Source organism: Caballeronia humi, from assembly GCF_001544475.1.
In the GTDB taxonomy this organism is placed as follows: Bacteria; Pseudomonadota; Gammaproteobacteria; order Burkholderiales; family Burkholderiaceae; genus Caballeronia; species Caballeronia humi.
Genome location: NZ_FCNW02000004.1, coordinates 19,295 through 32,751 on the forward strand (window position 1 = coordinate 19,295; position 13,457 = coordinate 32,751).

12 protein-coding genes are annotated in these 13,457 nt (G+C 64.8%); 8 read left to right on the plus strand and 4 right to left on the minus strand.

The annotated features are described in order from the left end of the window. Window positions 1-19: 19 nt before the first annotated feature. Both hutU and hutI read left to right on the plus strand, forming a co-directional pair. Window positions 20-1,708 (plus strand): urocanate hydratase, encoded by a 1,689-nt coding sequence (gene hutU / locus AWB65_RS06410; RefSeq protein WP_087666347.1) that lies wholly within the window; start codon window positions 20-22, stop codon window positions 1,706-1,708. A 6-nt stretch (window positions 1,709-1,714) separates the two neighbouring features. After that, window positions 1,715-2,920, plus strand: a complete 1,206-nt coding sequence (hutI, locus tag AWB65_RS06415) for an imidazolonepropionase (protein WP_087666348.1) — start codon at window positions 1,715-1,717, stop codon at window positions 2,918-2,920. A gap of 61 nt (window positions 2,921-2,981) precedes the next feature. On the opposite strand, the gene AWB65_RS06420 is transcribed toward hutI, so the two are convergent. Beyond that, a complete protein-coding gene (locus AWB65_RS06420; protein ID WP_087666349.1) occupies window positions 2,982-3,236 on the minus strand; it encodes a GlsB/YeaQ/YmgE family stress response membrane protein in 255 nt (84 codons plus the stop codon). Window positions 3,237-3,440: 204 nt separating this feature from the next. Between AWB65_RS06420 and AWB65_RS06425 the strand changes: the two genes are divergently transcribed. Next, window positions 3,441-3,926, plus strand: a complete 486-nt coding sequence (locus AWB65_RS06425) for a hypothetical protein (protein WP_087666350.1) — start codon at window positions 3,441-3,443, stop codon at window positions 3,924-3,926. 9 nt (window positions 3,927-3,935) lie between these two features. Here the strand turns inward: AWB65_RS06425 and AWB65_RS06430 are convergent, their stop codons facing one another. Further along, window positions 3,936-4,811 (minus strand): lipid A biosynthesis lauroyl acyltransferase, encoded by an 876-nt coding sequence (locus AWB65_RS06430; RefSeq protein WP_087666351.1) that lies wholly within the window; start codon window positions 4,809-4,811, stop codon window positions 3,936-3,938. Between the two features lie 228 nt (window positions 4,812-5,039). Here AWB65_RS06430 and AWB65_RS06435 point away from each other — a divergent pair, with 228 nt between their 5' ends. Further along, window positions 5,040-5,336, plus strand: a complete 297-nt coding sequence (locus tag AWB65_RS06435; protein WP_087666352.1) for a YciI-like protein — start codon at window positions 5,040-5,042, stop codon at window positions 5,334-5,336. A gap of 6 nt (window positions 5,337-5,342) precedes the next feature. Here the strand turns inward: AWB65_RS06435 and AWB65_RS06440 are convergent, their stop codons facing one another. Further along, on the minus strand, window positions 5,343-6,359 hold the full coding sequence (locus AWB65_RS06440) for a LysR family transcriptional regulator (protein WP_087666353.1): 1,017 nt from the start codon (window positions 6,357-6,359) through the stop codon (window positions 5,343-5,345). Window positions 6,360-6,525: 166 nt separating this feature from the next. Further along, window positions 6,526-7,791: a mechanosensitive ion channel family protein gene (locus tag AWB65_RS06445; protein WP_087666354.1), complete on the minus strand. Its 1,266-nt coding sequence runs from the start codon at window positions 7,789-7,791 to the stop codon at window positions 6,526-6,528. 182 nt (window positions 7,792-7,973) lie between these two features. On the opposite strand from AWB65_RS06445, the gene AWB65_RS06450 reads away from it, so the two are divergent. The 4 genes from AWB65_RS06450 to gsiB all read left to right on the plus strand — a co-directional run bounded on the left by AWB65_RS06450 (window position 7,974) and on the right by gsiB (window position 13,414). Continuing rightward, window positions 7,974-8,924, plus strand: a complete 951-nt coding sequence (locus AWB65_RS06450; protein WP_087666355.1) for a MurR/RpiR family transcriptional regulator — start codon at window positions 7,974-7,976, stop codon at window positions 8,922-8,924. Further along, a complete protein-coding gene (locus AWB65_RS06455; RefSeq protein ID WP_087666356.1) occupies window positions 8,921-9,874 on the plus strand; it encodes an isoaspartyl peptidase/L-asparaginase family protein in 954 nt (317 codons plus the stop codon). The genes AWB65_RS06450 and AWB65_RS06455 overlap by 4 nt, the downstream gene beginning before the upstream one ends. 16 nt (window positions 9,875-9,890) lie before the next feature. Further along, a complete protein-coding gene (locus AWB65_RS06460; protein WP_087666357.1) occupies window positions 9,891-11,792 on the plus strand; it encodes a dipeptide ABC transporter ATP-binding protein in 1,902 nt (633 codons plus the stop codon). 62 nt (window positions 11,793-11,854) lie between these two features. Continuing rightward, window positions 11,855-13,414 carry a glutathione ABC transporter substrate-binding protein GsiB gene (gene gsiB / locus AWB65_RS06465; RefSeq protein ID WP_087666358.1) on the plus strand — a complete coding sequence of 520 codons (1,560 nt, stop codon included), beginning with the start codon at window positions 11,855-11,857 and terminating at the stop codon, window positions 13,412-13,414. Window positions 13,415-13,457: the final 43 nt, after the last annotated feature.

Below are 13,457 nucleotides of genomic sequence, written 5' to 3' on the forward strand. Positions count from 1 at the left end.
ATAAAACGCAGGAGTTCGTGTGGACCAATCCTCTCGTTTTCGCGATGTCGAAATCCGCGCGCCGCGCGGCACCACGCTCAACGCCAAAAGCTGGCTGACCGAAGCGCCGCTGCGCATGCTGATGAACAATCTCGATCCCGAAGTCGCCGAGAATCCGAAGGAGCTGGTGGTGTACGGCGGTATCGGCCGGGCGGCGCGCGACTGGGCGTGCTACGACAAGATCGTCGAGACGCTCAAGCGCCTCGAAGCCGATGAAACGCTGCTCGTGCAGTCGGGCAAGCCGGTCGGCGTGTTCAAGACGCACGAAAACGCGCCGCGCGTGCTGATCGCGAACTCGAATCTCGTCCCGCACTGGGCAAGCTGGGAGCATTTCAACGAACTCGACGCCCGCGGCCTCGCCATGTACGGCCAGATGACGGCTGGTAGCTGGATCTACATCGGCAGCCAGGGGATCGTGCAAGGCACCTACGAGACCTTCGTCGAAGCCGGACGCCAGCACTACGGCGGCGACCTGAAAGGCCGCTGGGTGCTGACTGCCGGCCTCGGCGGCATGGGCGGCGCGCAACCGCTCGCGGCGACGCTCGCCGGCGCCTGTTCGCTCAATATCGAATGCCAGCAGAGCCGCATCGATTTCCGCCTGAAGACGCGCTACGTCGACGAGCAGGCCACCGATCTCGACGACGCCCTTGCACGCATCGAGCGCTACACGTCGGAAGGCCGCGCGATGTCGATCGCGCTGTGCGCCAACGCCGCCGACGTTCTACCGGAACTCGTGCGCCGCGGCGTGCGCCCCGACATGGTCACCGACCAGACGAGCGCGCACGATCCGCTCAACGGCTATCTGCCGATTGGCTGGACCTGGGCGCAATACCGCGACCGGGCGCAAAGCGACGCGGCGGGCACGGTGAAGGCGGCGAAGCAATCGATGGCGGAGCACGTCCGCGCGATGCTCGCGTTCCAGCAGCAGGGCGTCCCGACCTTCGACTACGGCAATAACATCCGCCAGATGGCGAAGGAAGAGGGCGTCGAAAACGCGTTCGACTTCCCCGGCTTCGTGCCGGCGTATATCCGGCCGCTCTTTTGCCGCGGCGTCGGGCCGTTCCGCTGGGCGGCGCTCTCGGGCGATCCGCAAGACATCTACAAGACCGACGCGAAGGTCAAGGAACTGATCCCCGACGACGACCACCTGCACCGCTGGCTCGACATGGCGCGCGAACGCATCAGCTTCCAGGGCTTGCCGGCGCGCATCTGCTGGGTCGGGCTCGGCCAGCGCGCGAAGCTCGGCCTCGCGTTCAACGAGATGGTGCGGAGCGGCGAGTTGTCGGCGCCGGTCGTGATCGGGCGCGATCACCTCGATTCCGGTTCGGTCGCAAGCCCGAATCGCGAGACGGAATCGATGCAGGACGGCTCGGACGCGGTCTCCGACTGGCCGCTCCTGAACGCGCTCCTGAACACCGCGAGCGGCGCGACGTGGGTGTCGATCCATCATGGCGGCGGCGTCGGCATGGGCTTTTCGCAGCACGCGGGCGTCGTGATCGTCTGCGACGGCACCGATGAAGCCGCCGCGCGCATCGCCCGGGTGCTCCACAACGATCCGGCGACGGGCGTCATGCGCCACGCGGACGCGGGCTACGACATCGCCGTGGACTGCGCGCGCGAAAAGGGGCTCGATCTGCCGATGATCGAAGGCGCGGTTCCGAAGAAGTAGGCCGCGATGAAACGACTCTGGCAACACTGCCACGCCGCGACGATGCAGGGCGGCGCCTATTCGATCATCGAGGACGCGGCGATCCTGACGGACGGCGGGCGGATCGAGTGGATCGGTCCGCGCGGTTCGGTGCCGGCGCACGCCGCGCATGAACTGGTCGACCTGGAGGGCGCGTGGGTGACGCCCGGTTTCGTCGATTGCCATACGCATCTGGTGTTCGGCGGCGATCGCAGCGGCGAATTCGAGCAGCGTCTGCAGGGCGTGAGCTATGCGGAGATCGCGGCGCAGGGCGGCGGTATCGCGAGCACGGTGCGTGCGACGCGCGAGGCGAGCGAGGACGCGCTTTTCGAAAGCGCTCGCCTGCGCGCGCTAAGTTTCCTGCGCGAAGGCGTGACGACGATCGAAGTGAAGTCGGGCTACGGTCTCGATCTGGTCAATGAACGCAAGATGCTGGCAGTCGCGCGGCGGCTCGCGAAAGAACTCCCGCTGACGGTGCGCGCGACGTGTCTCGCCGCGCATGCGTTGCCGCCGGAATACGCGAACCGCGCAGACGATTACATTGCTTATATCTGCACGGACTTGCTGCCGGCGCTGGCAAAGGAAGGCCTGGTCGATGCCGTCGATGCCTTTTGCGAGCACCTTGCGTTTTCGCCGGCGCAGGTCGAGCGCGTGTTCGCGACAGCGCGCGAGCTCGGCCTGCCGGTGAAGCTGCACGCGGAGCAGTTGTCGTCGCTGCATGGGTCGTCGCTGGCGGCGCGCTACGGGGCGTTGTCGGCCGATCATCTCGAATACATGACCGACGACGACGCCATCGCGATGGCGCAGGCTGGCACCGTCGCCGTGCTGCTGCCCGGAGCGTTCTACATGCTACGCGAAACGCAATTGCCGCCGATCGACGCGCTGCGCCGTCATGGCGTGCCGATCGCGCTCGCAAGCGATTTGAACCCGGGGACGTCGCCGGCGCTGTCGGTGCGCCTGATGCTGAACATGGGCTGCACGCTCTTTCGGATGACGCCGGAAGAGACGCTCGCCGGCGTCACGATCCACGCGGCGCGGGCGCTCGGGATGCACAACACGCACGGCTCGCTCGAAGCAGGCAAGGCGGCGGATTTCGTTGCGTGGCGCATCGGCCGGCCGGCGGAACTGGCTTACTGGCTCGGCGGAGATTTGCGAAAGCGCGTGGTGCGGGGCGGACAGGAAATCCGCGCTTGATGTGCAAAAAAAGCCTCGTCAGGACATTCCCGACGAGGCTTTGTTTCGATTCAGGAAGCGCTTACGCGCGGCGTTTCGTGAAAAGGCCCCACAACACGAGCAGAATGATCGCGCCGATCACCGAAGCGATCCAGCCCGCCGGTTGTCCCGGCTGATACCAGCCGAGCGCGCGCCCGACGTAGCCCGCGATCAGCGATCCGGCAATCCCGAGCACGATGGTGAGGATCCATCCCATGCTGTCGTCGCCCGGCTTGACCGCGCGCGCGATAAGACCCACGACCAGTCCGACGATCAAAGTCCCGATGAATGCGAACATGCGCTTCTCTCCTTACAGAGGGTGGCTGCGGCCGGGCGGGTCCCGGCACATGCAAATTAGCACGGCAGCCGTAGTTTGGGTATGACGCAAGGGCACGGTTCGTGCCCGGGACCTCATCCAGATGGCTAACGCTGGCTCGAACACCGTGCGTTCAGGAACGCGCAGGGTAAAATTCGCCGCACCTATCTCGCAAATGCCCTCGACATGACAGACACCGCACCCGACCACACTGACGACGCCATCCACGAAGACCGCCTGTGGCGCGACGACGGCTGGACCGCGCGCGTGATCAAGAATGAAGACGACGACGGCTGGGCCGTCGAGATGATCAAGGACGGCGAGGCGGAGCCCGCGCTCGTCGGCCCGTGGACGATGGGCCGCGACAAGAAGAACCCCAAGCCGCTCGATGCCAATGCGTTCCGCACGCTGGTAAAAACCGCCTCCGAAGTGCTGCGCCGCCACGAGCAGCAGCGCCACGCGATGCTGCACAAGAACGTCGCGGTGACGGTGCGCGGGGAAGATGTGACGGTGACGCTCGACATCGTCCCGGATGAAGACGATCCCTACGCCGATCTCAAGGCGTTCGACGCCTTCGGCGCGCAACTCGCACAGGTGCGCGTGTCGGCGGCGTTCAAGCTGACCAAGGCGAGCGCCGAGTCGTGGGTCGAAAACGAATATCGCAAGCCCTGAACTTCGCGCTCAATAAACCGCGGCCAGCCCCTCTGGCCGATGCTTGAAGCGCCGATGCACCCAGTAGTACTGGTCCGGAAAGCGCAGCACCTGCGTTTCAAGGAATGCGTTCATGCGGCGGGCGTCGACGGCATCGTCGTTCGAGGGGAAATCCGCGAGCGGTTCGAAAATCGTCATCTTGTAGCCGCGATAGTCCGGCAACACTTCCGTCACGAACGGCACGACGCGCGCGCCGCCGAGCCGCGCGAGCCGCGACACCGACGTCAGCGTGCACGCTTCGACGCCAAAAAATGGCACGAACACCGAATTCTCGATGCCGTGATCCATGTCGGCGGCGAGCATCACCGATTTGCCGGCGCGCAAAAGCCGCAACACCGCGCGCGCGCTGTCGCCGCGTTTCACCATGTCGGCGCCGAAGCGGCCGCGCTGGGTCGTCGCGAGTGCGCAGAGGCGCGTGTCCTTCATCGGCGTGTAGAGCGAGGTGATCGGCTGCTTTGTCGAATACAGCATGCAGCCCATCTCGATCGCGACGAAGTGAAAGCCCATGAAGATGGTGGGCGGCGCGTTGGGATCGTCGAGGTCGATGTGGCTTTCAAGCTCCACCAGCTTTTCGATCGAACGTGCCGAACCGAACCACTGCACGCCGCGCTCGACGTAGCTGCGCACCACATGACGGAAATTCGCGCGGCCGAGCGCCTCGTAATCGGCGTCGGACCGGCCGGGGAAGCAGAGCCTCAGATTGACGAGCGCGATGCGTTTTCGGCGGCTCGGAATCGCGAAGAGGCAGGCGCCAAGCATGCTGCCGAAGCGCGCGACGAGTCCATAGGGAAGAAGGGCAAAGCCGCGCAGCAGCCCGACGATCAGCGCAAAGCCGATTGATTTCACGGAGGGTCCTTCAGCCAGCGCTCGTGAAGCGCTGACGGGGCGGAAGCGAAAGCTTCGTCGATCGGCACGGCCTGCAATGCCGCGGATGAACCGGCATGATCTCACGAAGCGCGCCCCGCCCACGGAACTATGTGTAATGGTTACACTGCTCTGGCCCCGGCCTGTCTATTGCTCCTTCTTCGCCGCCGCCGTGATAATCGGCACTTGCGCCGCCAACCGGAGACCGCCATGCACTATCTGCTCATGTACGACCTCGTCCCCGATTACCTCGAACGTCGCGCGCAGTTCCGCGACGCGCATCTCACGCTCGCGTGGGAAGCCGTCGAGCGGGAGGAACTCGTGCTGGCCGGCGCGCTCGACGAGCCGGTCGATCGAGCGGTGCTCCTCTTTCACATCGATACCCCGCAAGCCGCCGAGGATTTCGCGCGCAACGATCCGTACGTGATCAACGGGCTCGTCGCGCGCTGGCAGGTGCGCAAGTGGAATACCGTCGTCGGGTCGCGGGCGACGAATCCGCTGCGCTAGCGGCTTTCAGCTTTCGTCGGCGGTTTCGGGATGCTCGTTCTCCCCGCGCTGACCGCGTCCTTTGGGTGCCGCCAGCGTACGCCGCCCCGCCGTGCGAAAGAGCCGCGTCATCGCGTCGTCCATTTGCTGCGAACGCTCGAACAAATCGGCGAGCCAGTCGACGAATACGCTCACGCGCGGCGTCGCCTGACGGCTCTTCAAAAACGCCACTGATACCTTCATCGGCATCGACTTCCACTGCGGCAGCACCTCGCGCAATTGCCCCGAACGCAGGTACGGCAGCGCCGCGATCCGCGGCGGCTGGATCAGTCCGAGGCCTTCGAGTCCGCATGCAAGGTAGGCGTGCTCGTCGGTGACCTGCACGAAACCGGGCATCTTCACGGCAACGGCCTCGCCGTCCACCTCGAAGTCGAAATCGACCGGCCTCCCGCTTTTCTCCGACACGCAATTCACGGCGACGTGGCGCGCGAGATCATCGAGCGTCTCGGGCGTGCCGTGGTGCTCCAGATAGGCGGGACTCGCGCACGTCACATGCTCGAAGCTGCCGAGCCGCCGCGCGATCAGGCCGGAGTCGGGTAGCTCGCCCAGTTGCACGCTGCAATCGACGCCCTCGCCCACGAGATCGACCGTCCGGTTGCCGATACCGATCGACAAGTCGATATGCGGATAGCGCGCATGAAAATCCGGCAGCGCGGGCACCACGAGCGACGTCGCGACGGTGTCCGGCATCTCGACGCGCAGCCGTCCGCGCAGACGGTCCTCGCCCGCGCGGAAGCCTGATTCGAGGTCGTCGATATCGGCGAGGATTTGCGCGCTGCGCTCGTAATAGGCGGCGCCATCGACGGTGAGGTTGAGCCGGCGCGTCGTGCGCGCGAGCAGTTGCACGCCGACGAGCGCTTCCAGTTGCTGGATGACGGTGGAGACGGTCGCGCGCGGCATGCCGAGCGATTCGGCGGCGCGCGAAAAGCTGTTCGTATCGACGACACGCGTAAAGACACGCATTGCATGGATGCGATCGAGCACGGGAGTTCCTTTGACGATGGGTAGGCGGGCCGCCGTCCTGCGCTTCTAAAACGAAAAGCGAAAAGCGCAAAGGCCTTGGCGATGGTCACATCCTAAGCATCGGAAAAGCTCGCGTGAATACACAATAATCGCGGATTATTGCCTGTTCCTGCGCTGGGTTGCGGGCTCAAAGCACCGGCATTTCACCCCGCAGCCTTCCGGAAAGCCCCGTCATGTCCGCGCCCGACGGCGCCTGATACAAGCGCAATCCCATCTCCGGCAGGATCGACAGCAGGTGATCGAAGACATCTCCCTGGATGCGTTCGTACTGCGTCCACGCGGTCGTTGCCGTGAAGCAGTAGACCTCGACCGGAATGCCGTGCGACTCCGGTTCCATCATGCGCACCATCATCGCCATGTCCTGACGAATTTCAGGATGCCGCTGCAAATAAGCCAGCCCGTAAGCGCGAAACGTGCCGATGTTGGTCAGCCGCCGCCGGTTCGCCGGCTCGCTCGCAAGTTCGCCGAGGTTCTTGTTCGCCTGATCGACTTCGAGTTGCTTCTCTTCGAGATAGTCGTGCAGAAAGCGAAAGCGCTTGAGCCGCACGGTTTCCTCGTCGGTGAGAAAGCGCACGCACGTCGCATCGATACGCAAGGTCCGCTTGATGCGCCTTCCGCCCGATTCGAACATGTGCCGATAGTTGCGGTAACTCTCGGAAAAGAGCTTGTAGGTGGGCACCGTAGTGACCGTGTTGTCCCAGTTCTGCACCTTGACCGTATGCAGCGCGATGTCCTTCACGAAGCCGTCGGCGTTCGATTGCGGCATCTCGATCCAGTCGCCGATGCGCAGCATGTCGTTCGACGTGAGCTGCGTGCTCGCGACGAGCGACAGCAGCGTGTCCTTGAACACGAGCAGCACGACCGCCGAGAGCGCGCCGAGGCCGGAAAGCATCCAGAGCGGCGAGCGGTCGATGAGGATCGACAGCACGAGCACGCCGCAGATCAGCCCGAGCGCGAGCTTGCCAATCTGGATATAGCCCTTGATCGAGCGCGTCTGCGCTTCCTTGCTTGCGGCATAGACGTCCTGCCACGCCGAGAGCGCGCTGCCCGCCGCGAAGAACACGCAGATCCACGCGCCCGCGTGAGCCAGCCTCTCGACGACCCCCGCCGCCTGCCCGATATGCGGCACCTCGCCAATGCCGAGCGCGACCGTCGCGAACGGCACCGCGTACCAGAGCCGGTGATAGGCGCGATGCTGTGAAAGCGCCTCGTCCCAGGCGTTGTAGCCGGACAGGACGAGCAGACGATGCGCGAAATACAGCACGATCCGCGCGACGACCCACTGCGCGAAGAGCGCGACGGCGACGAGCGCCAGAAAGCCGACGGCGAGCTGCGCGGAAGGGTGCGTAGGGAGGTGCTGCTGCAACTGATCGGACAGGGCGTCGAGGTTCATTCGTGCCGTGATGGTTTGAGGGCGAGGCGTATTGTGCATGAACATACATGAAGCGCCGGCGCTGGCGGGAACGTCCGGGGCATCATCGAAAACCCGCATCCGATGAAAATGAATTTTTTTCGGCGGCGTTTTTGGGTAAATATAGTTTCATCGCAGCTTTTCGTAAGGTGTCGTCGCCTCGTATGGCCCGTTCGCCAGTCCTGCCGCCGTCGGCCGCCGATGAGCTGATCTCCGCGCGCATCGCCGCCGCCATGCCCACACTTTCGCCGATCCACAGGCGCATGGGCGCGTTCGTGCTGGCGAACCTGTTCCGCTCGGCGACGATGCGTATCGACGAACTGGCGCGCGCCGTGGGGGCGTCGGTGGCGACGGCGAACCGCTTCGCCCGCGCGCTCGGCTTCGACGGTTATCCAGCGTTCCGCGAGGCGCTCGTGCGCGGTTTCGAGGCGACCATTGCGCCGGTCGAACGTCTGCGCACGGCGCTCGAATCGCCCGCGAGCGGATCGCAAGTGTTCGATGCATCGCTGGAGCAGGCCGCGTCGAACCTGAACATGACGCGCAGCGCGATCGACGGCGGCGTCGCCGTTGCTCTCGTCGACGCGATTCTCGACGCGCGGCGCGTGTTCGTGCTCGGCTACGGCGCGAGCGCGTTCCTGGCGGGCTTGATGGAGCACGGTCTGACGCCGTATTGCGCGAACGTGCAGTCGCTCGCGCTGATGGGCGGGCCGTCGCATGCGGCGCGGCGGCTCTTCAACGCCTCGCGCGGCGATCTGCTGGTCGCGATCGCGTTCCCGCGCTACGTCGACGACACCATCGAACTCGCGCGTCTCGCCGCCGGCCACGGCGTGCGCGTGGTGGCGCTCACCGACAGCGCCGCGTCGCCGCTCGCGCAGGTCGCGGACCTTGTGCTGACGATCCGCACCGAGCGCCGCCTCGCCGCGAATTGCGATACCGCCGTGCTCGCCGTCATAGAGGCGCTTTGCGATGCGGTCGCGCATCGGGCGAAGCGTTCGGTCGAAGCGGCGTCGGGGCTCACTGAATTCGTGCTGCCGTGGCTCGTGAAGCCGGCATCGATGCAGATTTCCCCCGCGGCCACGCGCGCCGCGGCAAAAACAGAAGACAGCAAAAGATGAATCCGACACCCGTCATCGCGATCCACGGCGGCGCAGGCACGATCCTGCGTTCCGCGCTCACCGCTGACGCCGAGGCGCAGTATCACGCGGCGCTTCAAGCCATCCTGCAAGCGGGCCAGCGCATTCTCGCGGACGGCGGCAGCGCGCTCGACGCGGTCACCGAGGCCGTGCGCCTGCTCGAAGACTGTCCGCTCTTCAACGCGGGCCACGGCGCGGTATTCACGTCAGCGGGCACGCACGAACTCGACGCGTCGATGATGGACGGCGTGACGCTCGAAGCGGGCGCCATTTGCTGCGTAACGCGCGTGAAGAACCCGGTGCTGGCCGCGCGCCGCGTGCTCGAAGCAAGCGAGCATGTGCTGTTCACCGGCGCGGGCGCGGAGGCGTTCGCGGCCGCGCAGGGCCTCGAATTCGTCGATCCGTCGTACTTTCATACCGATGCGCGCTATCAGCAATGGCTCAACGCGCGCGGCTCGCAGGGCACGATGCTCGATCACGATGCGGCTTCGCTGGATGGTCCAATCGATCCGGACAAAAAGTTCGGCACCGTTGGCGCGGTCGCCTGCGATGCGCGCGGCCATGTCGCGGCGGCAACCTCCACGGGCGGCATGACGAACAAGCAGCCGGGCCGCGTCGGCGATGCGCCGCTGATCGGCGCGGGCTGCTACGCGAATGACGCGACCTGTGCCGTCTCCACGACCGGCACGGGCGAGATGTTCATGCGCATGCTTGCGGCCTACGATGTGTCGGCGCGCATGGAGTATCGCGGCGCGTCGCTGGAAGAGGCCGCGCGTGAAGTGGTGATGGAGCGGCTACCGCGTATCGAAGGACGCGGCGGCCTGATCGCCGTCGATGCGCAGGGCAACGTCACGCTGCCGTTCAACACGGAAGGCATGTATCGCGGCTTCGCGCGCGTGGGCGAGACGCCTGTCACCGCCATTTACCGCTGATACAGAGGCCGAATCGATGCCATCCAGCCAGTCGTTGCCGCCGTCGCGCGTGATCGAAGTGAACGGTCTGTCGGTGACGTTTCGCGCGGGAGCGAAACTCGTCGAAGCGGTGAAGCAGTTGTCGTTCACGGTCGATCGCGGCGAGACGCTGGCGATCGTCGGCGAATCGGGATCGGGGAAATCGGTGACATCGCTAGCTCTCATGCGGCTTGTCGAGCATGGCGGCGGCCGGATCGCGGGGGGCAGCATCGCGTTCAGGCGGCGCAATGACAAAGTGCTCGATTTGGCAAGCGCATCCAATTCGACGATGCGCACGATCCGCGGCGCCGACATCGCGATGATCTTCCAGGAGCCGATGACCTCGCTGAACCCGGTGTTCACCGTCGGCGACCAGATTGCCGAGGCGATCGCACTGCATCAGCACAAGAGCCATTCGGCGGCGCGCACCGAAGCGCTGCATCTGCTCGATCTCGTGCGCATTCCCGAGTCGAAACGGGTGTTCGCGCGCTATCCGCATCAGTTGTCCGGCGGCATGCGCCAGCGCGTCATGATCGCGATGGCGCTGTCGTGCAAGCCCGCGCTCCTGATTGCCGACGAACCGACCACCGCGCTGGACGTGACGATCCAGGCGCAGATCCTGCAACTGATTCGCGCCCTGCAGGACGAGATGAACATGGGCGTGATCTTCATTACGCACGACATGGGCGTGGTCGCCGAAGTGGCGGATCGCGTGCTTGTGATGTATCGCGGGGAGAAAGTCGAGGAGGGCGCGTCCGACACGCTGTTCGCCGCGCCGAAGCATCCATACACGAAGGCGCTGCTCGCCGCCGTGCCGAAGCTGGGCGCAATGCACGGCACCGACCGTCCCGCGAAGTTTCCGATCGTCGAAGTGGAAGCCGTGGACGTCGCCCCCGACGATGCCAGCGCGCTGCGTCCCTCGGCGGCGGTCGAGGCAGAGCCGCAGCCCGCCGTCGATGCCGCGAGCACGCCGATCCTGCGCGTGCGCGATCTCGTCACGCGCTTTCCGGTGAAGAGCGGCATCTTCGGCCGCGTGACGGGCGCGGTGCATGCGGTCGAGCGCGTGAGTTTCGATCTGCGGCCGGGCGAGACGCTGGCGCTCGTCGGCGAATCGGGCTGCGGCAAATCAACGACCGGGCGCTCGCTGCTCAAGCTCGTGGAAAGCCAGAGCGGGTCGATCGAATTCAACGGGCGCGATATCAGCAAGCTGTCGGGGCCCGCGCTGCAGGCGTTGCGGCGCAACATCCAGTTCATTTTCCAGGACCCGTTCGCGTCGCTCAATCCGCGCCTGACGGTCGGCTTCTCGATCATGGAGCCGCTGCTTGTGCACAACGTCGCGAAGGGCAAGGAAGCGGAAGCGCGGGTCGAATGGCTGCTTGAGAAAGTCGGCTTGCCCGCCGAAGCGGCACAGCGCTATCCGCATGAGTTTTCGGGCGGCCAGCGTCAGCGCATCGCGATCGCCCGCGCGCTCGCACTGAACCCGAAAGTCGTGATCGCCGATGAATCCGTCTCCGCGCTCGATGTCTCCGTGCAGGCGCAGATCGTCAACCTGATGCTCGACTTGCAGCGCGAACTGGGCGTCGCGTATCTCTTCATCTCGCATGACATGGCGGTGGTGGAGCGCGTGAGTCATCGCGTCGCGGTGATGTATCTCGGGCAGATCGTCGAGATCGGTCCGCGTCAGGCCGTGTTCGAGGCGCCGCGTCATCCATACACGAGGAAGCTGATGAGCGCGGTGCCAATCGCCGATCCCGCGCGGCGGCACGCGAAACGCATCCTCGCCGCCGATGAAATCCCGAGCCCGATTCGCATGCTCGGCGACGAGCCGGTCGTCGCGAAACTGGTGGCGGTAGCGCCGGATCATTATGTCGCCGAGCATCATGTCGGCGGGGCTTACTGAAATTGAAGCAAAGCGCTCTGTAGAAGTCTGGCTAACCAAAACGTCAAACAAGGAGTCCAACGATGCCGTCCTCGAAGTTCAAGCTCTTGCGCCTGCGCGCGCTGATCGCCGCGGGCGCGTGCGTCTTCACGACGCTCACCGCGATGCCCGCTCACGCCGAGACGACCGCCGTGATGGCCGTCGCCTCGACCTTCACGACGCTCGATCCGTACGACGCGAACGATACGCTCTCGCAAGCGGTGTCGAAGTCGTTCTACCAGGGCCTGTTCGGCTTCGACAAGGACATGAAGATCGTCAACGTCCTCGCGACGAGCTACGAAGCGAGCCCCGACGCGAAGGTCTACACGATCAAGCTGAAGAGCGGCGTGAAGTTCCATGACGGCACCGATTTCAATGCGGAGGCCGTGAAAGCGGTGTTTGATCGCGTGACCGATCCGGCGAACAAGCTGAAGCGCTACAACCTCTTCAACAAGATCGAGAAGACCGAAGTGATCGATCCGCAGACGGTCAAGATCACGCTGAAGATTCCGTTCTCCGCGTTCATCAACGTGCTGGCGCATCCGTCGGCGGTAATGATCTCGCCCGAGGCGCTGAAGAAGTACGGCAAGGACATTTCGCTGCATCCGGTGGGGACGGGTCCGTTCGAATTCGTCGAATGGAAGCAGACCGATGACCTGAAGGTGAAGAAGTTCGCGGGCTACTGGAAGAAGGGCTATCCGAAGATCGACATGATCGACTGGAAGCCGGTGGTCGACAACAACACGCGCGCGGCGCTCATGCAGACGGGCGAAGCCGACTTCGCGTTCCAGGTGCCGTTCGAGCAGGCGGCTGTGCTGAAGGCGAACCCGAAGGTGGATTTGATCGCGGCGCCTTCGATCATCCAGCGCTACATCAGCATGAACATGATGCAGAAGCCCTTCGACAACCCGAAGGTCCGCGAGGCGATGAATTACGCGATCAACAAGGAAGCGCTCGTGAAGGTGGCGTTCGCCGGTTATGCGATGCCGGCTGAAGGCGTCGTGCCGCAGGGCGTTGATTATGCGGTGAAGACCGGCCCGTGGAAGTACGACCCGGCGAAGGCGCGCGAATTGCTGAAGGAAGCGGGCTATCCGAACGGCTTCGAAACCGAACTGTGGTCGGGCTATAACCACTCGACTGCGCAGAAGATCATCCAGTTCGTGCAGCAGCAGTTGGCGCAGGTCGGCGTGAAGGCGTCGGTGCAGGCGCTGGAAGCGGGGCAGCGTGTCGCCAAGGTCGAGAGCGCGCCCGATCCGGCGACCGCGCCGGTGCGCATGTACTACATCGGCTGGTCGTCGTCGACGGGTGAAGCCGACTGGGCGATCTCGCCGCTGCTCGCAAGCGCCTCGTTCCCGCCGAAGCTCTCGAACACGGCGTACTACAAGAACGATACGGTCGATGCCGATCTCTCGAAGGCGCTCGCCACCACCGACCGCACCGAGAAAGCCGCGCTCTACGCTGACGCGCAAAAGCGCATCTGGGCCGATGCGCCGTGGGTCTTCCTCGTCACGGAGAAGGTCGTGTATGCGCGCAGCAAGCGGCTTTCGGGCACCTACGTGATGCCCGACGGCTCATTCAACTTCGACGAAATCGCGATCAAGTAAGGGCCGAGCCGGGCGCTGCTTATAAAAAAGCGGCGACCGGCCA